The sequence below is a fragment of the Paenibacillus sp. FSL H3-0286 genome, from assembly GCF_045040705.1.
In the GTDB taxonomy this organism is placed as follows: Bacteria; Bacillota; Bacilli; order Paenibacillales; family Paenibacillaceae; genus Paenibacillus_AQ; species Paenibacillus_AQ odorifer.
In genome coordinates, this window is record NZ_CP150285.1 from 185,911 (window position 1) to 211,655 (window position 25,745).

19 protein-coding genes and 1 other RNA gene are annotated in these 25,745 nt (G+C 44.9%); 17 read left to right on the forward strand and 3 right to left on the reverse strand.

From position 1 onward, the window contains the following. Positions 1–6 precede the first annotated feature (6 nt). From MHB37_RS00915 to MHB37_RS00990, 16 genes are all read left to right on the forward strand, one after another. On the forward strand, positions 7–1,059 hold the full coding sequence (locus MHB37_RS00915; RefSeq protein ID WP_076126862.1) for a sugar-binding transcriptional regulator: 1,053 nt from the start codon (positions 7–9) through the stop codon (positions 1,057–1,059). 113 nt (positions 1,060–1,172) lie between these two features. Further along, the gene (gene gap / locus MHB37_RS00920; protein WP_036687120.1) at positions 1,173–2,183 is read left to right on the forward strand and encodes a type I glyceraldehyde-3-phosphate dehydrogenase; all 1,011 of its coding nucleotides are present in this window, start codon (positions 1,173–1,175) and stop codon (positions 2,181–2,183) included. Between the two features lie 116 nt (positions 2,184–2,299). Further along, positions 2,300–3,481 (forward strand): phosphoglycerate kinase, encoded by a 1,182-nt coding sequence (locus MHB37_RS00925; RefSeq protein WP_036687122.1) that lies wholly within the window; start codon positions 2,300–2,302, stop codon positions 3,479–3,481. Positions 3,482–3,507: 26 nt separating this feature from the next. After that, entirely contained in the window at positions 3,508–4,260 is a 753-nt protein-coding gene (tpiA, locus tag MHB37_RS00930) for a triose-phosphate isomerase (RefSeq protein ID WP_076126864.1), read from the forward strand. 1 nt (position 4,261) lies between these two features. Next, positions 4,262–5,806 (forward strand): 2,3-bisphosphoglycerate-independent phosphoglycerate mutase, encoded by a 1,545-nt coding sequence (gene gpmI / locus MHB37_RS00935; RefSeq protein ID WP_076305439.1) that lies wholly within the window; start codon positions 4,262–4,264, stop codon positions 5,804–5,806. A gap of 73 nt (positions 5,807–5,879) precedes the next feature. Next, positions 5,880–7,166, forward strand: coding sequence for a phosphopyruvate hydratase (gene eno / locus MHB37_RS00940; protein ID WP_036687130.1), 1,287 nt, complete (start codon positions 5,880–5,882; stop codon positions 7,164–7,166). Between the two features lie 231 nt (positions 7,167–7,397). Further along, the gene (gene secG, locus MHB37_RS00945) at positions 7,398–7,631 is read left to right on the forward strand and encodes a preprotein translocase subunit SecG (RefSeq protein ID WP_076126868.1); all 234 of its coding nucleotides are present in this window, start codon (positions 7,398–7,400) and stop codon (positions 7,629–7,631) included. A gap of 354 nt (positions 7,632–7,985) precedes the next feature. Then, positions 7,986–10,853, forward strand: coding sequence for a ribonuclease R (gene rnr, locus MHB37_RS00950; RefSeq protein WP_076282659.1), 2,868 nt, complete (start codon positions 7,986–7,988; stop codon positions 10,851–10,853). A gap of 757 nt (positions 10,854–11,610) precedes the next feature. Continuing rightward, complete coding sequence (smpB, locus tag MHB37_RS00955) at positions 11,611–12,090, forward strand: SsrA-binding protein SmpB (RefSeq protein WP_036687155.1); 480 nt, start codon at positions 11,611–11,613, stop codon at positions 12,088–12,090. A gap of 201 nt (positions 12,091–12,291) precedes the next feature. Beyond that, positions 12,292–12,656: a transfer-messenger RNA gene (gene ssrA, locus MHB37_RS00960) on the forward strand. A gap of 296 nt (positions 12,657–12,952) precedes the next feature. After that, positions 12,953–13,315 (forward strand): hypothetical protein, encoded by a 363-nt coding sequence (locus MHB37_RS00965; RefSeq protein WP_405168846.1) that lies wholly within the window; start codon positions 12,953–12,955, stop codon positions 13,313–13,315. Between the two features lie 408 nt (positions 13,316–13,723). After that, a complete protein-coding gene (locus tag MHB37_RS00970; protein WP_076126891.1) occupies positions 13,724–14,089 on the forward strand; it encodes a hypothetical protein in 366 nt (121 codons plus the stop codon). Between the two features lie 792 nt (positions 14,090–14,881). Beyond that, entirely contained in the window at positions 14,882–20,245 is a 5,364-nt protein-coding gene (locus MHB37_RS00975) for an S-layer homology domain-containing protein (RefSeq protein ID WP_405168847.1), read from the forward strand. A 373-nt stretch (positions 20,246–20,618) separates the two neighbouring features. Then, on the forward strand, positions 20,619–20,801 hold the full coding sequence (locus MHB37_RS00980) for a hypothetical protein (protein WP_405168848.1): 183 nt from the start codon (positions 20,619–20,621) through the stop codon (positions 20,799–20,801). A gap of 284 nt (positions 20,802–21,085) precedes the next feature. Then, entirely contained in the window at positions 21,086–22,393 is a 1,308-nt protein-coding gene (locus MHB37_RS00985) for an aminoacetone oxidase family FAD-binding enzyme (protein WP_081386376.1), read from the forward strand. 31 nt (positions 22,394–22,424) lie between these two features. Next, on the forward strand, positions 22,425–23,741 hold the full coding sequence (locus MHB37_RS00990; RefSeq protein ID WP_076279924.1) for an NAD(P)/FAD-dependent oxidoreductase: 1,317 nt from the start codon (positions 22,425–22,427) through the stop codon (positions 23,739–23,741). A 204-nt stretch (positions 23,742–23,945) separates the two neighbouring features. Here the strand turns inward: MHB37_RS00990 and MHB37_RS00995 are convergent, their stop codons facing one another. Together MHB37_RS00995 and MHB37_RS01000 are read right to left on the reverse strand one after the other, a co-directional pair. Next, positions 23,946–24,392 carry a YdeI/OmpD-associated family protein gene (locus MHB37_RS00995; RefSeq protein ID WP_076279925.1) on the reverse strand — a complete coding sequence of 149 codons (447 nt, stop codon included), beginning with the start codon at positions 24,390–24,392 and terminating at the stop codon, positions 23,946–23,948. A gap of 51 nt (positions 24,393–24,443) precedes the next feature. Continuing rightward, the gene (locus MHB37_RS01000) at positions 24,444–24,914 is read right to left on the reverse strand and encodes a DinB family protein (protein ID WP_175620008.1); all 471 of its coding nucleotides are present in this window, start codon (positions 24,912–24,914) and stop codon (positions 24,444–24,446) included. 283 nt (positions 24,915–25,197) lie between these two features. Here MHB37_RS01000 and MHB37_RS01005 point away from each other — a divergent pair, with 283 nt between their 5' ends. Then, entirely contained in the window at positions 25,198–25,395 is a 198-nt protein-coding gene (locus MHB37_RS01005; RefSeq protein ID WP_076303217.1) for a helix-turn-helix domain-containing protein, read from the forward strand. Between the two features lie 82 nt (positions 25,396–25,477). Here MHB37_RS01005 and MHB37_RS01010 read toward each other — a convergent pair whose 3' ends face one another. Next, on the reverse strand, positions 25,478–25,654 hold the full coding sequence (locus tag MHB37_RS01010) for a hypothetical protein (RefSeq protein WP_169744731.1): 177 nt from the start codon (positions 25,652–25,654) through the stop codon (positions 25,478–25,480). Positions 25,655–25,745 lie beyond the last annotated feature (91 nt).

Genomic DNA, 25,745 nt, shown 5'->3' on the forward strand with positions numbered 1-25,745 from the left:
GAAAGTATGCGTAATTTATTAGATATCCAAAAGCAGCTTCTGCCTGATCTCATGGAAACCCTTAAGAGACGGTACACGATTCTTCATCAGATCATGCTGTCCGATATTATTGGGCGCAGAACGCTAGCCGCTTCGCTAGATATGACTGAGCGGGTACTGCGTGCCGAGACGGATCTTCTGAAATCGCAAGGGCTTATTGAGATCGAGAGTGTTGGCATGCGCATTAGCGCTGCTGGACGTAGACTGCTTGATTTGCTAGAGCCGGTTGTTAAGAGCCTATTTGGTCTGGATGAGCTGGAAGAGAAAATTCGAGCAACGTATGGTCTGGATAAAGTTATTGTAGTACCGGGTGATTGTGAGTCATCGCCGTTCACCAAACGAGAGCTTGGCCGAGCGGGTGCGAAAGCGCTGCTGAGTATACTTCGCGCAGATGATACAGTTGCCGTCACAGGTGGATCGACGCTTGCCGATATGGCTGATCAACTGGCACCGCCGTTGTCCCTTTCCTATAAGAACGCTTGGTTTGTTCCGGCGCGTGGAGGATTAGGAGAGAGTATGGAGATTCAAGCCAACACGATTGCCTCAACAATGGCAAAGCGGGTTGGAGCCAACTACCGGTTGTTGCATGTCCCTGATTTGCTTAGCGGGGATGCATACCAATCGCTGGCACTTGACTCTAATATTGGAGAGATTGTACAAACCATCCGTAGTTCGCGTATTATTGTACATGGGATTGGGGATGCCATTGAAATGACCCGCCGCCGCAAACTGGACGAGGCTACAGTCTCGGAAATCCAGGGTGAAGGGGCAGTGGCCGAATCTTTTGGCTATTATTTCAATGAAGAGGGTCAGGTTGTCCATACCATGCTTACGATGGGTCTACGTCTAGAAGATATTATCCGGACAGAGAAAGTCATCGGTATTGCAGGAGGCAAACCCAAGGCCAAAGCCATTCATGCCATGCTGCGTTTCGGGCAGGAGAATATTCTCGTCACGGACGAGGCTGCTGCAGTAGAAATAGGCAAGGAAATTGACAATCAACTACAGCTATCTTCGTAGTTTTTAGATTGCAGGCAATAACATACTTCTTGCATCATACTTAACATTGTTGTCATGACAGACCTCACCGTCTGTTTTGAATAAATAAAACGAATTCTAGGAGGAACTATTCAATGAGTGTAAAAGTTGGAATTAACGGTTTTGGACGTATTGGACGCCTTGCTTTCCGCCGTATTCAAAATGTAGAAGGTATCGAAGTGGTAGCAATCAACGACTTGACTGACGCTAAGATGCTTGCTCATTTGCTTAAATATGATACAACTCAAGGTAAATTCCAAGGTGATGTTGAAGTGCATGATGGCTTCTTCAAAGTCAATGGTAAAGAAGTTAAGGTTCTTGCTAACCGCAACCCTGAAGAATTGCCATGGGGCGACCTAGGCGTTGATATCGTACTTGAGTGCACAGGTTTCTTCACAACTAAAGAAGCAGCTGAAAAACACTTGAAAGGTGGAGCTAAGAAAGTAGTTATCTCCGCTCCAGCTACTGGCGACATGAAAACTGTCGTTTACAACGTTAACGATGACATTCTTGATGGTACTGAGACTGTTATTTCCGGCGCATCTTGCACAACTAACTGCCTAGCTCCAATGGCAAAAGTACTGAACGACAAGTTCGGTATCGTTGAAGGCTTGATGACTACAATTCATGCTTACACTGGCGACCAAAACACTTTGGATGCTCCACATGCTAAAGGTGACTTCAGACGCGCTCGTGCAGCAGCTGAGAACATCATTCCTAACACTACTGGTGCTGCTAAAGCAATCGGTCTGGTTATTCCAGAACTTAAAGGTAAATTGGATGGTGCAGCTCAACGTGTTCCAGTTGCAACTGGTTCCCTGACTGAACTTGTAACTGTTCTTGATAAGAGCGTTACTGTTGAAGAAATCAACGCAGCAATGAAAGCAGCTTCCGATCCAGACACTTATGGTTACACTGAAGATGAAATCGTATCTTCCGACATCAAAGGTATGACTTTCGGATCCCTGTTCGATGCTACACAAACTAAAGTATTGACTGTTGGCGACAAACAACTGGTTAAAACTGTTGCTTGGTATGACAATGAAATGTCCTACACTGCACAATTGGTTCGTACTTTGGAGAAATTCGCTAAAATCGCTAAGTAATTGACTTGATATAAGCAACATCTATAGAGCGGAAACAGAAATTCCTTGTTTCCGCTCTTTCTAAATGTATTTCTTGTTTCCTGCTAGAAACAATTTTGGGTGTGGAGGAATTAATCATGAACAAAAAAAGCGTCCGTGATGTAGAAGTAAAGGGTAAGCGCGTATTTGTACGCGTGGATTTCAACGTACCTGTAGAAGACGGTAAAATTACTGATGATACTCGTATTCGCGAAACACTTCCAACCATTAAATATTTGATCGAGAACGGTGCAAAGATCATTCTTGCGAGTCATATGGGTCGTCCTAAAGGCGAATTCGTAGATTCCATGCGTTTGACTACTGCTGCTGAACGTCTGTCCGAGCTCCTTGGCAAACCAGTAGCTAAAGCTGACGAAGCAATTGGCGAAGCTGTAAAAGCAAAAATCGCTGAGCTAGGCGAAGGCGACGTACTTGTACTTGAGAATGTTCGCTTCTACCCAGGTGAAGAGAAAAACGATCCTGAACTGGCTAAACAATTCGCTGAATTGGCTGATTTGTTTGTTAATGATGCGTTTGGTGCGGCTCACCGTGCACATGCATCGACAGAAGGTATCGCTCATTTCTTACCAGCTGTATCCGGTCTTTTGATGGAGAAAGAATTGTCCGTTCTTGGTAAAGCTCTTTCTAACCCAGAACGTCCTTTCACTGCGATCATCGGTGGTTCGAAAGTTAAAGACAAGATTGATGTTATTGATAACTTGTTGTCTTTGGCTGATAACGTCCTGATCGGCGGTGGATTGTCTTATACATTCACTAAAGCACAAGGCTTTGAAATCGGTAAATCACTAGTAGACAACGACAAACTTGACGTTGCTCTTGGATTCATCGAAAAAGCAAAAGCACTTGGTAAAAACTTCATGCTTCCTGTTGATGTTGTTGTTGCTGATAAATTTGGTGCTGACGCTAACACTAAGATCGTTGATTACAATGAAATCCCAGAAGGTTGGGAAGGACTTGATATCGGACCTAAGACTCGTGAACTTTATGCCGATATTATCAAGAACTCCAAGCTGGTTGTCTGGAATGGACCTATGGGCGTATTCGAAATCGATAAATTCGCTGAAGGTACACTTGCAGTAGCAAAAGCTTGTGCAACTACTGAAGGTTACACTGTTATTGGTGGCGGAGATTCCGCAGCAGCAGCAGAGAAATTCCACCTGGCTGATCAAATGGATCATATCTCCACTGGTGGCGGTGCATCCCTTGAGTTCATGGAAGGCAAGGCGCTTCCTGGCGTAGAAGCACTGAACGATAAGTAAGACCTAAGAAGGAGGCAACATAAGTCATGAGAACACCTATTATTGCAGGTAACTGGAAAATGTTCAAAACAGTTCCTGAAGCAGAAAGCTTTATTGCTGAAATTAAAGGCAAAGCAGAAGTAGAAGGCGTTGAGACTGTAATCTGCGCTCCATTTACTAACCTGCCTGCACTCGTAGCAGCTGCAAAAGGTACTGACATCAAGATTGGTGCACAAAACCTACACTTTGAAGATAACGGTGCTTACACAGGCGAGATCAGTGGTGTAATGCTAAGTGATCTTGGTGTGGACTATGTTATCATTGGCCACTCTGAGCGTCGTGCTTATTTTGGCGAAACGGATGAAATCGTGAATAAGAAAATGCATGCTGCATTCCGTCACGGAATTACTCCTATCGTATGTGTTGGCGAAAAGCTCGAAGAGCGTGAAGCTGATCAAACTAAAGCAGTATGTAAAGTACAAACTGAAGCTGCATTCCAAGGTCTTAGTGCCGAGCAAGCAGCAAAAGTTGTTATTGCATACGAACCTATCTGGGCTATTGGCACAGGTAAATCTTCCACTTCCCAAGATGCTAACGAAGTTATTGCTTACATCCGCAGTCTTGTAAAAGATCTGTATGATGCAGCAACAGCTGAAGCTGTTCGTATTCAATACGGCGGCAGCGTGAAGCCTGAGAATGTAACTGAGTACATGGGCCAAAGCGACATCGATGGTGCGCTTGTTGGCGGTGCCAGCTTACAACCGGATTCCTTCGTTCAATTGGTTGAGGGGGCGAAGTAAGATGTCAGCTCCAAAACCCGTAGCTTTGATCATCATGGATGGTTTTGGTTTGCGTGGAACGACAGAAGGTAATGCCGTTGCTCAAGCCAACAAACCTAACTATGACCGTTACCTGAAACAATATCCTAACACTACACTCACTGCTTGCGGTGAAGCTGTAGGCCTTCCGGAAGGGCAAATGGGCAACTCCGAAGTAGGGCATTTGAATATTGGTGCAGGCCGGATCGTTTATCAGGATTTGACTCGTATCGATAAATCGATTCGCGAGGGTGAGTTCTTCGATAACGAAACCCTGGTTAGCGCAGTTAGAAATGCTAAGAACACTGGCAAAAAGCTTCACCTTTATGCGCTTGTATCCGACGGAGGGGTACATAGCCATATTAACCACCTGTTTGCTATGCTTGACCTGGCTAAAAAAGAAGATATGCATGAAGTGTATATCCATGCTTTTATGGACGGTCGTGACGTAGCTCCTGATAGTGGGAAGAAGTTTGTCCAAGATCTAGTAGCTAAAATCGAAGAGGTTGGCGTGGGTACAATTGCAACGGTGTCCGGACGTTATTACGCAATGGATCGTGATAAACGTTGGGAACGTGTAGAGAAAGCCTACCGTGCTATGGTTTATGGTGAAGGCCCTAAATACACGGATGCTGTGCAAGCCATCACTTCATCTTATGAAAACTCGGTATTTGATGAATTCGTTGAACCTAGTGTAATTGTAAACAGTGAAGGCAAACCTGTAACGGCAGTAGAGAGCGGCGATTCCGTCGTATTCCTCAACTTCCGTCCTGACCGTGCTATTCAATTGTCACAAGTGTTTACGAATCAAGATTTCCGCGGTTTCGATCGTGGTCCTTTGTTCCCGCAAAACCTGCACTTCGTATGCCTAACTACTTTCAGCGAAACGGTACAAGGTTATGTAGCCTATTCACCGAAGAACCTGGATAACACATTGGGTGAAGTGCTTGTTCAACAAAACAAGAAGCAACTGCGCATCGCGGAAACTGAGAAATATCCGCATGTAACCTTCTTCTTTAGCGGTGGACGTGACGAGGAGCTTCCTGGTGAAACTCGGATCTTAATCAACTCTCCTAAAGTGGCAACCTATGATCTTCAACCTGAGATGAGCGCATACGAAGTGGCTGCAGCCTGCGTAGCGGAAATCGAAGCGGAAAGACAGGATGCTATCATTCTTAACTTTGCCAATCCTGATATGGTTGGACACTCCGGCATGCTGGAACCAACAATCAAGGCTGTAGAAGTGACGGATGAGTGTGTAGGTAAAGTAGTGGATGCGGTTGTTGCCAAAGGTGGCGTTGCCATTATTATCGCTGACCATGGTAATGCAGATATGGTATTTGACGAGAACGGTCGCCCGTTCACAGCTCATACAACCAATCCTGTTCCTTTCATCGTGACTACTGAGAATGTTGTATTGCGTGAATCCGGTATTCTTGCAGACGTAGCACCAACAATCCTAGATTTGATGGGACTTCCGCAACCTGCGGAAATGACCGGACAATCCATGATTGCTAGCCGTAAGTAAGGTAAGGTATAACGCCTTTGATTTTAAGCTATACAAGTAAGACCAAAACAATGTTAAAAGGAGATTAACTTACATGACTATTATTTCTGATGTATATGCTCGCGAAGTCCTTGACTCCCGTGGTAACCCTACTGTAGAGGTTGACGTTTATCTGGAATCCGGTGCTAAAGGCCGCGCTATCGTTCCTTCCGGCGCTTCCACTGGTGCTCACGAAGCTGTAGAACTTCGTGATGGCGACAAATCCCGTTACATGGGTAAAGGCGTTCTGAAAGCTGTTGAGAACGTAAATGAAATCATCGCTCCAGAAGTTATCGGTATGGACGCTCTTGACCAAGTGGGCATCGACAAATTGATGATTACTTTGGACGGAACTCCTAACAAAGGTAAATTGGGCGCTAACGCAATCCTAGCTGTATCCATGGCAGTAGCTCGTGCAGCTGCAGCAGCTTTGGATATTCCTTTGTACGTATACCTGGGCGGATTCAACGCTAAAACTCTTCCAGTACCAATGATGAACATCATCAATGGTGGTGAGCATGCGGACAACAACATCGACGTTCAAGAGTTCATGGTTCTTCCTGTAGGAGCTCCAAGCTTCAAAGAAGCTCTTCGCACAGGTGCTGAAATCTTCCACAACTTGAAATCCGTACTTCAATCCAAAGGCCTGAACACAGCTGTAGGTGACGAAGGTGGTTTCGCACCGAACCTTGGTTCGAATGAAGAAGCAATCACTACAATCATCGAAGCTATTGAAAAAGCTGGTTACAAACCAGGTGTTGACGTATTCTTGGGTATGGACGTTGCTTCCACTGAGTTCTACAAAGACGGTAAATACACCCTTGCTGGTGAAGGTAAATCTTACACTTCCGCTGAGTATGTTGACCTTCTTGCTTCATGGGTTGAAAAATATCCTATCATCACAATCGAAGACGGTATGTCCGAAGACGACTGGGATGGCTGGAAATTGCTTACTGAAAAATTGGGCGACAAAGTCCAATTGGTTGGTGACGACTTGTTCGTTACTAACACTGAGCGTCTTGCAACAGGTATCGAAAAAGGTATCGGTAACTCCATCTTGGTTAAGGTTAACCAAATTGGTACATTAACTGAAACTTTTGATGCTATCGAAATGGCTAAACGTGCTGGTTACACAGCAGTTATCTCCCACCGTTCCGGTGAATCCGAAGATAGCACAATCGCTGATATCGCTGTTGCGACTAATGCTGGTCAAATCAAAACAGGTGCTCCTTCCCGTACAGACCGTGTTGCTAAATACAACCAATTGCTTCGCATCGAAGATGAGTTGGGTGAATTGGCTCAATACAACGGCCTGAAATCCTTCTACAACCTTAAAAGATAATCTGCTTTTATAGCAGACTTCGAAGACCCGCCGTTATGGCGGGTCTTTTTTATGATTTGAAGAAGATAGACTTTAATAGGTTTATCCTTATCTTGCAAGAAAAGCTACGACTTAACAGTCTAAGCTGTTGTATTACCGACAGCGCTATGATAAAATAAGAATACTGTTTATGTATCGTGATAACCTAAATTACCATAGATAGTGATGCTTAGGCGTAGGAGGTGGAAGTGAATGGATATCTTTTTGAAAGTTGTGCTCCTGATTTTTTCCGTCGGTCTTATTGCGGTCGTTCTTCTGCAAAAGGGGAAAAGCGCGGGTCTTTCCGGTGCCATCTCTGGCGGTGCTGAGCATCTCTTTGGTAAAACAAAAGCTCGTGGTATGGAGCTTGTACTACAACGTGTAACTGTTGGACTTGCTGCTGGTTTCTTCATCATGGCGATTCTAGCTGCTATTCTAATCGACTAAAAGATCTACCGTAAGCCCTCGCTCTGTTCTAAATGGAATAGAGCGGAGGCTTTTTTGTTATATTAAAAGGAGTTAAAAAGCACCTAAGGGTGCTTTTCTTTTCATATTCGCAAAGAAAAAGGCTGGATCGATAGGAAGTAAATCTGAAATTGGCATGGATGTATTTCAGCAGTTAAAGGAAATTTTGTACTGTGTTAACCTTTGGATGACAGTAACAGGGATGCGCAGGATTGATTTCGTGTATACTAGGGTATGAAGTAGTAAAGGTAAAATTTACTTGGCATTACTGCAGGGCAGGACAAGATATACATATTTGCCAGCGGCTTGAAGCCGCGGAGGGCTGGGGTGACGAACATGATAACACAAGAAATATTACTCGATTTCATGCGGGAAACTGCATATAAACCAATGACTTATGAAGAGCTGGTGAGTCATTTTGCTCTAGAGGATAGTGAAGGGTTTAAAAAGTTCGAGGAGCTGCTGATTGAATTAGAGCAGGATGGAAGAATTGTATTGACCCGTACTGCACGTTATGGCGTGCCAGAACGGATGGATTTACTGCGTGGACGTTTACAAGCACATGCGAAGGGTTTTGCTTTTTTAATCCCGGATGATCGTGATCATCCTGACGTATATATCCATGCAAATGATCTTAAGGGAGCTATGAATGGCGATATCGTTCTGATTCGTATTACCTCTAAAAGTCCGTCCGGCGGACGTATGGAAGGCGAAGTAGTACGTATTGTAAAACGTGGCGTGTTGCAGACGGTAGGTGTTTTTCAAAACCTGGAGACCTATGGTTTTGTGCTGCCTGATGATAAGCGGATTAATCGTGATATTTTTATTCCGAAGCAATCCTTTAAAGGTGCTGTAGATGGTCAAAAGGTCGTTGTGCGTATTGTGAGTTATCCGGAAGGCCGAGCAGCGGCAGAGGGTGAAATTATTGAAATTCTCGGACATAAGGATGATCCGGGTGTTGATATTCTTTCCATTATCCGCAAACATCAATTGCCTGAGGCATTTCCAGCTGAAGTGATGGATGAAGCCGATAGTGCTCCTGATTCAATTACAGAAGAGGAGATTGCGGAGCAAGGAAGACGCGACCTGCGCGGACTGAACATTGTTACGATTGATGGCGAAGATGCTAAGGATTTGGATGATGCGGTAAACGTACAGCGCTTGGAGAATGGACATTACAAGCTGGGCGTCCATATAGCAGACGTAGGTTATTATGTGCGTGAAGGCTCTGAGCTGGATAAAGAAGCCTATGACCGCGGTTGTAGTGTGTATTTGGTAGACCGGGTTATTCCGATGTTGCCGCACCGTCTATCGAACGGGATTTGCAGCTTGAATCCACAGGTAGACCGGTTAACAATGTCCTGTGAAATGGAATTTAACGAGCAAATGAAGGTTGTGAAGCACGATGTCTTTACGAGCGTGATTCGCACCAAAGAGAGAATGACTTACTCCAATGTTCGTAAAATTCTCGAAGATGAAGATCCAGAGCTGCTGGAACGTTATAGTCCACTAATTGATGATTTCCGCCTCATGAAAGAATTGGCGATGAAGCTGCGCGATGCGCGGATGCGCCGGGGTGCGGTTGATTTTGATTTTGAAGAGAGCAAAATCATCGTCGACGAGAACGGCAAGGCTGTAGATATCGTGAAGCGTGAACGTTCTGTAGCGGAGCAGATTATCGAGGAGTTTATGCTGGCGGCAAATGAAACGGTTGCTGAGCATTTCCACTGGTTGAAGGTTCCGTTCCTTTACCGGATTCACGAAGATCCAGATCCAGAGAAGCTGCAGAATTTCATGGCTTTTGCGGCCAATTTCGGATATCACGTCAAGGGCCGTGGCAATTCGGTTCATCCACGTGCTTTGCAGGATCTGTTGGAGCAAATCCAAGGCACAAAGGAACAGACGGTCATCAGTACGATGATGCTGCGTTCTATGAAGCAGGCAAAGTATGATGCGGAGAGCACGGGCCATTTCGGACTGGCTGCGGAATACTATTCTCACTTCACTTCTCCGATTCGCCGGTACCCCGATCTGGTCATTCACCGCGTAATGCGTGAAGTGATTGAGAATGGAGGGGCACTGACCCAGAAACGGCATGATTATTTGTCTAGCCGGATGCCTGACATTGCTCAGCAGTCCTCGGAACGCGAGCGTGTGGCGGTAGAAGCTGAACGCGATACGGAGCAACTGAAGAAAGCAGAATACATGCAGGATAAAGTAGGCGAGGAATTCGAGGCTATGGTCAGCAGTGTGACCAGCTTCGGAATGTTCATCGAGCTGGATAATACCGTCGAAGGTCTTATTCGTCTCAGTGCAATGAGCGACGATTATTATCACTTCGACGAAGGTCATATGGCGCTTATTGGCGAGCGCACATCGCGTGTGTTCCGCATTGGTGACGAGGTGAAGATCCGAGTCGCCAAAGTAAATATGGATGACCACACGATCGATTTCGAGTTGGTCGACATGAAGCCACGCGCGCCAGGCGAGCACCGCGGCGGTGGTTTTGCAGGCGGCCGCGGAGGCAAGGGCGGCCGTTCGGGCGGCGGCTTTATTAAGCCGGCCGGGGGCAAAGGCGCCGCGGGCAAGGGACGCGGCGGTAAAGGCAAGCCCGGCGGCGCTGCTGCAGGCGCGGGCAAGGGCAAGCCGGGCGCAGCTGTGCGCGCCGGTGAAGGGCCGCGCGAAGCGGCCGGTGTTGGCGCAGCGGGCGGACGCGGTAAGCGGAAGCGCGGGCGCGAGGCCGGCGAGGATGCGAGCCGGGTAGTTGCTGCGCCGGGCGCAGAGCGCGGAGGCGAAGCCGGCGGCAACGCAGGCGCGCCGCGTGAGCGCAGCGGCGGGCGAGGCCGCGGCGGAGACACCGGCGGTGCCGGTGGTGGACGCGGCATCAGCTTCGGCTTTGGCTCCGGCAAAGGCGGATACGGCGCTCCTGCGTCCGACGCCTCCGGCGGCGAAGCGCGGGGCGTGGACGGCAGCACGAAGTTCCGCAGCCGCGAGGATCGCGGGGGGAACTTTGGCGGTGGAGAAGGCCGTAACGGTGCTCCTACAGGCAAAGGCCGCCGCAAAAAGAAAACCAAAGGCGGCGTGTTCATCGGCCAGTCCGTGACACCAGGCAACGTAGAGACTTCTGAGCAAGTCACTTCTAAACGAAGTGACAATAATGGTGGCGCTCCAGAAGGAGCACCACGTAAGCGTAAAAAGAAATAAATGACGGTTATGCGTTGCATAACTCTATAACGATACTAAGCACCGTCCCTCTTGGGGCGGTGCTTTTTAACTAATCATCAACTTGGTTAATTGCACTATGTGCAGTTAAATTTGGGTTATGTAGTAAAAGTGGTAGTTAGTTGCATTTTGTACATCTAAATCTGATGAGTTACCTCTAATTGGTCTGATTTCGCTTTTTTAGCTGCAGAAAGTGCAACTAATTAGTTTTTTGGCGGTGATAAGGCTTAAATAGTTGCACGAAATACATTTATATATAGAAAAACGTAGGTGATAGCAAGTGAATAGGTAGAGGATAGGATAGATAGAGGATAGGCACAGTATAGGTAAAAGCGGCACTATTTGAATAGGCGTCGAATAGATGTATATCCAAGTAGGGGGAAGCGGATAATTGAGAACAAATAGGTAATAAGTAATTAGGGTAGATGGATATAGATATGTGGAGATTAGTGGATAACTATCTGTTAATTAAGGCGCACAAGTAAAAGGGTAACCTCGCTATTTTCTAAAAAAGTCCAGATCAACTCAAATTAATGTTTTTTGTAACAAATGCTAGATATTGGATAATGTTACTGACAACTATATGACAAATTAGGTGAGGTATATTTGGTTGAAGGTTCCTTGCGCTCACTTGATTCCATTTGTTACAATATAGATCAGACGTTCGATGGCTGTGTCGTTTAAGATTAGACAGACATGGTTACTTTAACTTATGAATATGATTCAAGGAGTGATTCTCATGGGTAAAAAAGCAGACGGGAAAGTACTCGCCCAGAACAAGAAAGCTTCCCATGATTATTTTATCGAGGATACTTATGAAGCTGGCTTGGTGCTGACGGGTACAGAGATCAAGTCGCTGCGTAATGGCCGCGCTAATATTGGAGATGCTTTTGCTACGATCCGCAATGGTGAGATTCAGATTCACAACATGCATATCAGCCCTTTTGAACAAGGTAACCGTGCCAATCCTACTGATCCCACACGCACACGTAAATTGTTAATGCATAAGGAGCAAATTCATAAACTGCTGGGCTTGTCCAAGCGAGATGGGTTTACGATTGTGCCGCTTAAGATTTATGTGCGGAATGGCTATGCGAAGCTGCTGATTGGTCTTGGTAAAGGTAAAAAAGAGTATGACAAACGTGACTCGGCTGCCAAGCGAGATGCTCAACGTGATATCCAGCGTGTACTGCGTGATAAGCAAAAGATCGCCAGATAATCTGGGAGAACTAGACGATTCAAATGAGTTCCAGTTTCAACCTTCAATTCCTTTAACCCACGTGTTAAAGTGTTGATAAATGTGCTATACTGAGTAAGTAAGTTAGTTATTGCTTCGTTACAGTTTTCTTGAATAAGAAGCTGTAGATTGGATCTCTCTTGCTTGGAAGATCCGCTTGATCCGAAGCGCCCTTTTTAATGAGGGGCCGTTCTTGGATTCGACGGGGGTAGTTCGAGCATGAGTAGCGAGTAGTGGGGACGCGTCCGCTTCATCAACGCTAAAGCCTATTAAACGGCAAACAACAAAACAACTACGCTTTCGCAGCCTAAGAAACTGTGTGCGTGCTTCTACTCTGCATCGCCCATGTGACAGGGATAGGGGCTAACAAATAGTGGGATACGCTGTCTCATCTCCGCCTGCGGTGAGCTGAAGAAGACAATCAGGCTGACCCAACGCATAGCCGGTTACAGGGCGATACTCGGGTGACATCAAAACTGTAACTACACTCGTAGAAGCTTATGTGCCGTTATCTTCGGACAGGGGTTCGACTCCCCTCGGCTCCATATGGAGTTTTAGAAAAAGCGACCTTTAGGGGTCGCTTTTTTGTATCCTCATAATTAAAGTTAGGCAATGCTTTTTAATGATTTCAGCCAATTCCTCAAACGTGTATTTGTGGTTTATCATGTCTACTATGAGGTCTTCGGAATGTTTGATATGCATTTTAAACTGCAAAAAGATTTCTCTTCCACCACGAATACCGTCCGCATGAGGATGGTTCCCATACTATTGTTAACGATACCCTTTTGCAAAGTTTCTTTGTTATAATTATTATAATAATCTCTTCATTGGCTGGTGATTATGAATGAGTGAAAAATTTTGGTTAGTAGTACAGTATCCTCTAAAAAGTGAAAAAGGAAGCCAACGTGATAACTGGTTAAGAGATAAAGTAATGGAATACCTGGACATATCTCTAATAGATGCTAACTTAGGTTGTGTTGATGGCTTTGATATGGGCAAATGCATTTCCGACCCAAAAAAATATGCTCTTAATATACTTTGTATCATTACGGAAGAAGAACGTAGTATAGCCTTGGTAAAGAGAGTTTTAAGAGATAGCAGGCTTGATTATACTCGTATAAAAATTGCTACAATGCCCTATGGAAAAGAAGAAACATATAGTCTTAAATTTTCCTATAAAAAGGGTGTTACCGATTTTTCGCTATAGCACAGTTTTGAGTTTAGAATTACAACTACACCGTAAAACAATTTTCTGGCGGGAGTCATGAATTTTGTGACATCAAAGCTCTGACTACACTCGTAGAAGCTTATGTGCCGTTATCTTCGGACAGGGGTTTGACTTCCCTCGGCTCCATAAGAGGAACCCGCTGAGATAGCGGTTTTTTTGCTGTTTAGTGATTGAATTGTAGACCGAATGCAGACAAGGAATTATGGGGAACTAAAAGTATTTATTCTTGTAGACATGTTGTCTACATCTAAAATTAGATCATTCACTTTGAAGTTAATATTTAGTGGCACATTTTCCGAAACTACATCTATAAGAGCTCGAACTGATATAAGATTAGATTATGGCATTAAGCACTCAAAAGCAAAAATATTCGGGGGAATTACTATTATGAGTTTCACTATTGATTATGTTAAAAATAAAAACAGAATTATTGTAACATCGGACGGTATGGAAGTTGAGGATGCCTTTGCGTACGCAGAACAATTTCCGAAGATACTGAAGAAAACTAAGCGAGGGTTTACAGGTATGACTGTAATCACTGGTGGTCTGGTATTTAAGCAAGAGGTGATGGCAATTCTTGCTCCAACTGGTGAAGATGCTGTGAAAGCTGGAATGTCCACAAAACACAAATGGGTGTATGTTGCGCCTACGGCGTTCTACAAAACGCAAATGAATCGTATGTTTAAAGATATTGCAAACTTGTACGAATCGATAGAAGAAGCTGAAGCGTATCTTGATTCCGCAGGGAATTAGCAACTTCTAAAAATTAAAAGGATCCAGCCATCATCTGTAGCGCCAAAGGTACTTTCTGCGTATTGAAGAAGCACTGTGAAAAACCGATATATTCAGGATTAACTTATATAAATGGATCACTATACTAAGGAGTTATTCCTATGACCAGTCTCCTTAATCAGAATGACTTATCAAATATTGGTTAGAATGCTTCTAGGATGACATCAAAACTGTAAGTAGACTCGTAGAAGCTTATGTGTCATTATCTTCGAACAGGGGTTCGACTCCCCTCGGCTCCATTTGAAAGACCCGCTGATTGATATTATCCCCTTCAAGTAGACACTCAAAAAAACCTTCATGTTATCATGTAGGCTTGAGTGCCACTTGGAGGGGATATTTTTTATGGCTAAAAAAGGTCAAACATTTCAGAAGTATACAGAGGAATTCAAATTAAAGGCGGTCAGAGCGTATTAAGAGGGTTCATCGAGCTATAAGGAGGTAGCTGAACGAGAAGGGATACGTAACTGTTCTCAACTGATTGAACACACATGAGGCCAATTTTTTCGTTCTCTAAAGTATACCTAAATAGGATGAATAATAACTGGTTAAATTTACAAATTTGTCATGTGACAATAGTGATGACAGCAGTAACTATTCTCTCAAATGCTGGAAATATATAATGGATAGATTACATAGACAAGATAGGCTTCGTAAGGCTATTGTCTATAAATTTTTATTTTGTATTATTTATTTATAATGTAATTATATTACATAAAGTATTATATTGATATTTATATGAAATGGGGAGAAACATTGAGAGAAAGAATTCTAACTCTATTCATGACGATTGCTATTCTATTCACGACAATCACACCCGGGTTGGTACCGAGTGCTGAAGCAGCAGGAGGCACAGTTACAAAGACCTATACAGCAACTGCTGATACGATGCAATTAAATGGTCAAGCGGAATATAACGGAATCTATGATAATGACGGAGATGGTTATCTATATGTCGGCATGAGCAATAATGACGGCTTCGTCAATGTGCGCAATAGAATGGCCGCATCTTTCAATTTAGGTGCTCCAGAAGGGACCATTGTATCAGCAGAGCTGGTTGTGACGGTTGCTACTGTATTAAGAGTCCCGAATCACACGCTGTACATGGAGGCAAGGGGCTCTGCTGCGAATAGTTTGGACCATAATTTTAATGGTACCTTCCCCTTCGTAGATGTGAATAGCCCTTTTTCAGATAAATTTACGGCGAAAAGCACTGCGGAAGTGCCGATGGGCACTTATCTTCAGGATCAATCGATTACTTTCAATGTTAAGAGTGCTGTCGATGCCTTTACGGGTGGTTCTGATCGCACAGTAACTTTTACACTTAACGGCAATGAAGCAGATGCAGACAGCGGGAGATTTTTATTGTATTCCTTAGAAGCTTCGAATGCTGCATTTCGCCCGAAGCTAGTCGTTACTTATGAGACCGGACCGACGAATACCCCGCCTACGGGCTCTTTCAAAATTGCGGAGGGAACAGCGACAAGCGCCAGCACAGTCAATCTATCCGTAACAGGTTCAGATCCTGATGCAGGTGATAGTGTTACCCATATGAGATTTGCGAATAGCGTTGCTAATTTATCGGCGGCATCTTGGTTGCCTTTCAGCAATACAGCAACATTCAGTCTAAGTGGAGGGGATGGGGCGAAGAACATCTATATGCAGGTGAGAGATTCCAACAATGCGATATCTGCCAGTTCTTCTCAGATCATTCTATTGGATCAGACAGCACCAACAGGTGCACTGATTATTAATGATGGTGCTGCATGGACGAAATCAGAGATGGTCACTTTAAAAGGAACCTATACGGATGGAAGCGGCTCAGGAGTTGAGCAGGTGCGTCTCTCCAATGTTAATGGGACTTGGCAGACCAGCTGGTTCAGTATCGCTGATCTGAACGGGAGGTCATGGGTCCTTCCGGCTGGACAGGGAGTCAAAAACGTATATGTACAATATAAAGATAGAGTTGGTAATTCGAGCAACTCAACTATTAGTAGTACAATTACAGTAGATACAATAGCTCCTGTTATTACAAATGTAGTGAATAACATAGTATATAATAGCAAAGTTAATCCTCTATTTTATGAAGGCAGCGGATTGCTTAATGGGAGTCCCTATACCAGTGGTACAGACATCACCCAGGATGGAACGTATACACTGATCGTCACCGATCAAGCAGGCAATAGTGCGACGGTGGTTTTCAAGGTTGATACGATAGCACCTACCGTAACGGGAATAGCGAATGGTGTAATATACAACACAATCAAAACGATTACCTTTAACAAAGGAACCGCGACTTTAAACGGAGCTGCTTTTGTTAGTGGTGCACAGGTTTCACAAGATGGTGTGTATACCCTGATTGTAACGGATACAGCAGGCAATGTAACAACGATTAACTTTGAGATAGACACAACAGCACCTAAAATTAAAGGGGTAAGCGAGGGCGGGGTTTATAAGTCGGTAACTCCCAGTTTTAATGAAGGAACAGCGCAGCTGAATGGAACTGCTTATATGAGCGGTACAAGGATTGATCAGGATGGTGTGTATACGCTGGTTGTAACCGATACAGTAGGTAATGTAACAACGGTTAACTTTGAGATCGAAAATGTGGCGCCAATTGTTACGGGAGTAATGGAGGGCGGAATTTATATATCGGTAGTTCCTAGTTTTAATGAAGGGACAGCGCAATTGAATGGAACTGCTTATACAAGCGGTACAAAGATTGATCAGGATGGTGTGTATACGCTGGTTGTAACCGATGCAGCAGGCAACGTCACGATGGTGAAATTCATCATTGACAGAACCGCTCCAACCGTCACCGGCGTTGTTTACGGGGTGAGCTACAACACCGACAGAACGATCACTTTTAACGAAGGTACGGCAACGTTGAACGGAGATCCATTCGCAAGTGGCGAGACCGTTTCCGCTGAAGGCGACTATACACTCATTGTGACCGATGCGGTGGGCAACGTTACGACAGTCAGCTTTACGATCCACAAAACCGGCCCAACCGTTACTGGGGTTGTTTACGGATCGAGTTATAATACCGACAGAATGATCACGTTTAACACGGGAATCGCAACGTTGAACGGCGATTCCTTTGCTAGCGGATCTGAAGTCAGTGCCGAGGGCGACTACACACTCATCGTAACGGACGCGATGGGCAACGTCACAACCATTGCATTCACGATCGATAAAACAGTCCCGATCATTAGCGGTGTGACCGACGGCTCTATTTATAACACGAATCAATCGATTACGTTCAATGAAGGTACGGCGACCTTGAACGGAGATCCATTTGCAAGTGGTGCAACCATTTTCGCCGAAGGTGACTATACGCTTGTGGTGACGGATGAGGCGGGTAACGTTACGACGGCCAACTTCATCATTGACAGAACCGCTCCAACCGTCACCGGCGTTGTTTACGGGGTGAGCTACAACACCGACAGAACGATCACTTTTAACGAAGGTACGGCAACGTTGAACGGAGATCCATTCGCAAGTGGCGAGACCGTTTCCGCTGAAGGCAACTATACACTCATTGTGACCGATGCGGTGGGCAACGTTACGACAGTCAGCTTTACGATCCACAAAACCGGCCCAACCGTTAATGGGGTTGTTTACGGATCGAGTTATAATACCGACAGAATGATCACGTTTAACACGGGAATCGCAACATTGAACGGAGATCCCTTTGCTAGCGGATCTGAAGTCAGTGCCGAGGGCGACTACACACTCATCGTAACGGACGCGATGGGCAACGTTACAACCATTGCATTCACGATCGATAAAACGGTCCCGATCATTAGCGGTGTGACCGACGGCTCTATCTATAACACGAATCAATCGATTACGTTCAATGAAGGTACGGCGACCTTGAACGGAGATCCATTCGCAAGTGGCGCAACCATTTTCGCCGAAGGTGACTATACGCTTGTGGTGACGGATGAGGCGGGTAACGTTACGACGGCCAACTTCACCATTGACAGAACCGCTCCAACCGTCACCGGCGTTGTTTACGGGGTGAGCTACAACACCGACAGAACGATCACTTTTAACGAAGGTACGGCAACGTTGAACGGAGATCCATTCGCAAGTGGCGAGATCGTTTCCGCCGAAGGCGACTATACACTCATTGTGACCGATGCGGTGGGCAACGTTACGACAGTCAGCTTTACGATCCACAAAACCGGCCCAACCGTTACTGGGGTTGTTTACGGATCGAGTTATAATACCGACAGAATGATCACGTTTAACACGGGAATCGCAACATTGAACGGAGATCCCTTTGCTAGCGGATCTGAAGTCAGTGCCGAGGGCGACTACACACTCATCGTAACGGACGCGATGGGCAACGTTACAACCATTGCATTCACGATCGATAAAACGGTCCCGATCATTAGCGGTGTGACCGACGGCTCTATCTATAACACGAATCAATCGATTACGTTCAATGAAGGTACGGCGACCTTGAACGGAGATCCATTCGCAAGTGGCGCAACGGTTTTTGCCGAAGGTGACTATACGCTTGTGGTGACGGATGAGGCGGGTAACGTCACAATGATTTCTTTCACAATTGATCGAACAAACCCGATTATAACCGGTCTAACTGTAGGAATAAGCAACTACACCAGTCCGTTGACGATTGGATTTAATGAAGGTACCGCTACATTAAACGGTCAACCCTTCACAACCGGAACGAGAGTTATATCTTCTGGCAACTACACGCTAGTCGTCATCGATGAAGCAGGAAATCAGACGATTGCCACGTTTACGCTGAACATCTCGACTCCTGAATCCGGTTCAGGTTCAAGCTCAGACCCAAGTACAAGCTCAAGTACAAGCTCAAGTACAAGCCCAATTCCAAGCTTAGGGCTAGAGATCGAGATCAATGGAGTTAAACAGAAGGATTTAGCCAAAGAAACAACTGCTGTTATGAACGGAAAGAAAGTGACAACGGTAACCATCGACGAGAAGAAATTATCGCGTTACCTCGATTCCTTACCCGATAAGCCAGTCATTAACATACCGGTCCATAATGATTCAGATCGTGTTCTTCTGCTCTTAAACGGTCAGCTTATCACAACACTGAATGACCGAAACGCAGTTATTCTAATTCAAACGGAGCTTGGTTCCTATCTTCTAGCTGCCAACCGGATCGATTGGAGTCTTGTCACGAAGCGTTTCGGTTCGGAGGATGCACTGCGAAACATGGTGATTCAAGTCGAGATTACCAATGTACCAGAAAGCGATATCGTGCAACTTGCTAATAGTATAGGGAAGGCAAGACTCTTGTCGCCGCCGATTGATTTCAACATCACAGCAGCACATGGCGGTAAGACGATTGAGCTCAACAAGTTTCTTAGCTATGTCGAGCGGACGATTGTCATTCCCAATTCAGCAGATGATCACAATAAAAATATAACGGGGATTACGATGACGAAGGATGGAAACATCGTGCCGGTACCTACCCGAATGATGAGGGAGAACGGCAAGACCTTTGCTGTCATTTATAGCCTGACAAATAGCGTCTATGCCGTTATAGAGAATGACAAAACCTTTGCGGATATTCAGAATCATTGGGCGAAGTATGATATCGAACAAGTAGCGTCCAAGCTGATCGTCCAAGGTGTCACTGAATCGAGCTTTCAACCGAACAAGCAAATTACCCGAGCTGAGTTCACGGCGATGTTGGTCCGGGCTCTCGGATTACACACGGTTGATCAGCCTACTAGCTTTACTGACGTCAACAGCGGGCAATGGTATTACGAAACGGTCTCCATTGCGGAAGGCTACGGGTTAGTTACGGCAAGTAACAACAGCCAGTACACTCCCAACGAGAAGCTAAGCCGAGAAGAAGCAATGGTGTTGCTGGGGAAAGCCATGAAGCTTGCTGGGATGGATACAGCGATTTCCGATAGCGAAGCCGCTCAACAGCTTAGCACATTCAAAGACCATCATTTGCTCGACTTGTCTGCAAGAGCGGCAGCTGCACTTAACGTTAAATACGGAATTATCATAGGCAATCAAGGACAGCTTACGCCGAACAATGTCATTACACGTGCCGAAGCTACCGTCATTTTACAACGCTTGCTCGAAGCGGCCAAACTGAGTTCGTAACAGCAAGAACCTTCAACCACAAGCTAAGTGGTTGAAGGTTCTTTTTTGTGTATATTTAGAGGAACTCGTCATGCATTACCTCGTGATCACCCATTACAAACTCCTGCTCAGCCGTTATTTGCCCCTTCTAGATTTGATCGTACTTGCGAAGTTTGTAATTAACCGCTTCGAACGCTTCGTCTAGGTCTTGTTGTCGTTGCAACTCTTTTTTATGCTACTCAAGGATCGCCTTTCTTTATAGGAGAGTTTGTTTTCCTTGAATGGCTAAATCAGTGTAATAAAGATGCTTCCAAAGGCAAAGTTACGGATATGTCTACCGCAAGCTCTTATGCAGTGAATCTAATTAAAGATGAAGCAGAAGCTAGTAGTATCAATGGGAAGAAGAATGGCGTATTTGATCCGCTGGGCAATGCCACACGCGCATCGATACGCTGACCAAGGAATGATCTTAAACTATGCTACCTCGCCGAACATCCGAATCATCACACGGCGGCGAATTGTGGATTTGTACAGCCATGGCTCGGCTCCATATGTAGTACTATTGAAGACACCATGAAGGGTGTCTTTTTTCATATTTTCAGAATATGATCTGGACTATGCGTGGCGGTTCAAAAAAATGAGTATCTTGCTAGATCCAGTATCTTTCGTATGTGGAATTAAAGATTGCAGTGAAGAAGGTGTGAAGAAAAATTTAAGGTTCTATATAGGGATAAAAAAGGCAAACCTAGGATAGGAAGAGTTAATAGGGAGATATAAATGAAAACCAGTATACTTATGCTATAATTTAATAAAGTGACTCTGTGTTTTAGAAAAATTGGATAAAGGATGCATTGACCAACCATGTATGAGAATCAGACTTCTATGCACCACAAGCTGTTTATTATCGGCGCAGGTGCTGCCGGACTAATGGCCGCCGTTACTGCGCGTGATATGGGTATCGATACTGCCATTCTGGAGGGTAACGACCGGATTGGAAAGAAGATATTAATGACAGGTGATGGCCGCTGTAACATTACGAATGAATCCACTGCGACGGGTACGGATGAAGCAATTGCTTTATCGCACAAGTATCACAGTAATCAGGCCGGATTTCCACTTGCGGTATTGCAGCAATTTGGCATCCGTCAGACTATAGATTTTTTCTCCTTTCTCGGGCTTCCACTTACAAGATTGAAGGAGGGCTTGATGTATCCAATGTCGCTGCAGGCAGCAGCGGTGCTGGATATTTTCCAGCTTGCGCTGGAGGATCGGAATGTTCCGGTATACCTCAATAACAAAGTGTTGGATGTTACTGTTTCGAAGAATCATCCGCGCTTCAAGATAAAATGCCAAACGGAGACAGAGGAGGAGGTTGTTTATACTAGCGACTATCTACTTCTATCTGCGGGTGGCCTTGCCGGTCCAAATGCGGGAAAAGAACCTCCTGGGTATACACTTGCCGAACGTCTGGGGCACACCCTGATTGAGCCTTTGCCGGCCATTGTGCAATTGAAGCTGCAATATCCGAATATGAGGGCACTGTCCACTATCAAATCTCAGGGACAAGCCCATATCATTGTGAACGGTAAAGTCATCTGCAGTGAACAGGGTGAAATTGCCTTCACGGATTACGGTATTACCGGCCCGCCCATTCTTCAGCTAAGCAGGAAGGCTGCGTATCATCTTGCAAGAGGAGAACAGGTAACATTGTCGGTTGATCTGATGCCGGGCCGCACGGAGGAAGAGTTAGTTGAGTTTTTAGAAAGGCTCTGGGAGACCTTTGGACACCGGACGGTTGCGGATTCTCTCGTTGGCATCTTTAACAAGAAGCTTGTTACGGTCCTACTCAAGGAGACCGGCTTAGATCAGCAACCACAGCTGCTTTGCCAGGATCTATCGATGAAAACCAAGGGGAAATTTTATCGAATCTTGAAGCGTTGGGAATTTAAAGTGACGGATACCAATGGCTTTACGAATGCGCAAGTGACAGCCGGCGGCATTGATACGTCGGAACTCATCGAAGGAACGCTGGAATCCAAGCTGGTGCCTGGGCTGTATTTGGCTGGCGAAGTGATGGATGTCGACGGAGATTTCGGCGGCTATAACCTGCAATGGGCCTGGAGTTCCGGATATGTGGCCGCCATGGCGCTAGCTAAGTCAATTCAATAAATTTATCAGGAAAAGGGATGCATCAATTAACATGTATAAGGATCAGACTTCTAAGCACCACGAGCTGTTCATTATCGGTGGGGGTGCTGCAGGTCTAATGGCTGCAGTTACAGCGAGGGATCAAGGTATTGATACAGCAATTATTGAAAGCAATGACCGGCTTGGGAAGAAAATAATAACGACGGGTAACGGGCGTTGCAACATTACGAACCAATCCACCGCCACCGGTACGGATGAAGCGGCCGCTTTATCACGCAAGTATCACAGTAATCAGGAAGGATTCCCAATACATGTATTGCGGCAATTCGGTGTCCGCCAAACGATCGAATTTTTCTCCTCACTCGGGCTTCCTTTTGTAAGCTTGGAGAATGGCCGGATGTATCCGATGTCGCTGCAGGCGGCTTCGGTGCCGGGTGTATTTAAGCTGGCGCTGGAGGATCGGAATGTTCCCGTATATTATAAACATAAAGTGTTGGATGTTACCGTTTCGGCGGGACATCCGCGGTTCGCGATAACCTGCCAGACGGAGACAGAGGAACAGGTTGTGTATACCAGCGACTATCTTTTTCTATGTGCAGGCGGCCTTACCGCTCCCAAAACGGGAACGGACGGCTCCGGTTATACGCTTGTCCAACGTCTGGGGCACACCCTGATCAACCCGGTGCCAGGCATTGTACAATTGAAGCTGGATTATCCGTATTTGAAGGAACTATCGGGCATCAAATTTGAGGGAGAGGCCCATGTTATCGTAAACAATGAAGTCATCCGCACTGAGTCTGGTGAGATTCTTTTTACGGACTATGGTATCTCGGGCCCGCCCATACTTCAGCTCAGCAGAAAGGCTGCGTATAATCTCGGAATAGGAGAATCGGTGACATTGTCGGTTGATTTAATGCCGGAGCGGACGGAGGAAGAGTTAATTGATTTTCTGGAGATCCACTGGGGGATCTTCGGACACCGGACGGTTGCCGATTCTTTTGTGGGCATCGTCAGCAAGAAACTGATTCCAGTTCTGCTGAAGGAGGCTGGAATTGATCAACAGCCGCACTTGCTTTGTATGGATTTATCATGGAAAACCAAGAAAATATTTTATCGAATCTTAAAGCATTGGGAATTTAAAGTGACCGATACCAATAGCTTCACGAATGCACAAACAACAGCCGGTGGCATCGATACGACGGAGCTAACCGAAGGAACGTTAGAATCTAAGTTAGTCCCTGGGCTGTATTTGGCAGGTGAAGTGATGGATGTGGATGGAGATTGCGGCGGCTATAACCTGCAATGGGCTTGGAGCTCCGGCTACGCCGCTGCTATGGCGCTTGCTAATCGACGTGCCAGCACCACGTAAGGGGGCAGAGGGTTGCTGACTCTTAAACGATCATCTATTACTATGGCAGAGGTTTGCTGTAACAAGTCTGGTTTTAGTAATGTGAAAGCGATGAGGATTGTTTCTCATCGCTTTTTTTGTGATTTTTTAAAGTTTTGTGCTCATTTTATTCGTTGCTTAACTCTGATGTCTTTATTTTACCTCAACTTTATTGTCGTCTCTTTATTAATCCTTAAGTTTATCAATTAGAGTTAGTATTCGTCTATTTTTTGTATCTTCCTTTTTAGCAAGCTCAATATAATTAATCTGCTCTCGTTTAATGTAATCAGGCTGGTTTAGAAATGTATTCAGCATGTGGTACTCTTCAAGGTTTGTAGTAATGTAATCAGGCACAATCAGTTTACGATTTTCCTCACATTTCTTAAGTATTATATGTAATGTATCACCGAGCTCTTTTTGTACTGCTCTTCGAATAAATTCGTTATAAACAAAATAATGCCCATTCTTTGACGGCAATAAAGTATGGTCAAATTCGTGCCCGTCAACAGAGATTTGAATAGGTACTTTACCATTAGTATTGAATATCTCCCTTACTGAATAGGGGAAATAGACTACTTTCCATTTCATTTTACCTTCCAGCAGCCTTATCTCACTATCAAATTCATAAACCATACTAAATAACACTCCTCGTGGTAAAGAAGCTGATTTCGGTCACTAATTTTATCATAGCCACTTTGCTGTTTGTAGGTGATTCGAATTCAATATGCTGTTGCAATAACCTATATGATGTTGAACATGCCTTATCTGCATGAGGATAACATCAGTTTTAGTTATTTCTTCGTATAGTACACATGGTTCCAATAATCTGCCGTCAGTAAGTTCAGCAAAAAAATTACGAGCCACACTCAATATCTCCTCTACGTACTCCGTCATTTCTTCCTTAGTAGGGTAGTCAGAGCACTCCTTATCTAAGTCTTCTGTTATATCTTTACCGAAGTCAGGTATCGTGAATTCTTCATCCTTCTGCTGCCTAAACCAAAATTTCATGCTGGTTGTAGCGTGGAATATATGCTTCCAGTATTTATGCTTGGCATTCTTCCAAAAATGATCAGGACATACTTCGATAAGATTCTTCAACATTTCTACGGTTGGATCAAACTGTCTTCTTAAAACAGCCACCATCTTATCACTCATGTTCATCAACTCACTTCTCGAAATTTAGAATCTTAACTTTATTCTTGTCCTAAACAACCAAAACCTTCCATTTTGTGATGGTTCATTTGGAAAATTTGTGAAACATACTCAATCACAAACCCAACTGTTACGGGATTTTCCGTTCTTTGAACATCTTGATGATGAATAATTAGCTGAAATTGCTAAGGTATGTGGCGAGCGTACTTATATAAAAGGAGAGTCCATCTTTTTTGAGGGTGAAGAGGGAGAGGAGCACTATCTGGTTCTATCTGGAGTTGCTCACGTGTTGTTGCGTCTAACAGAACAGCACGGAGTGCCCTCTGATAAAGGTGTTCTAATCGATTTGAAATTAACGCATCAACACCTGGCGGATATGACAGGAACGGCGCGTGAGACCGTGACAAAATCATTGCTTGGATTACAGGATGAGCAGTTGATACGTATTGATCAGAGGAAAATACATTATGATACGGCTCCATAGGTAGTAAAAGAAAAGACACCTTGAAGGGTGTCTTTTTACGTTATTGCAGCTTGAAAAGAAGATGCCAACATTATCCCCGACTTTAATGAAAGTTCCCGGTTTCATTTTCCGTGAATTTTCCGTCGCTGTCATGCTGAGATTGCTTGCGGCGATCATTACGGGCTTGTTGTTGCTGTTGGGCTTCCAGGCTGTTTACGGGCGTGGCTTCCAAATCTTTTACGGTGTTGATCAGATTCTTGTCTGGTTTATTTGCGCTCAATTGAAAATTCCTCCTTGATTACCTAATGGTTGTGAATTTTATTATGTGCTGGCTACTGTGTGGCTATTCGTGTTGTATGATCACAATCCAT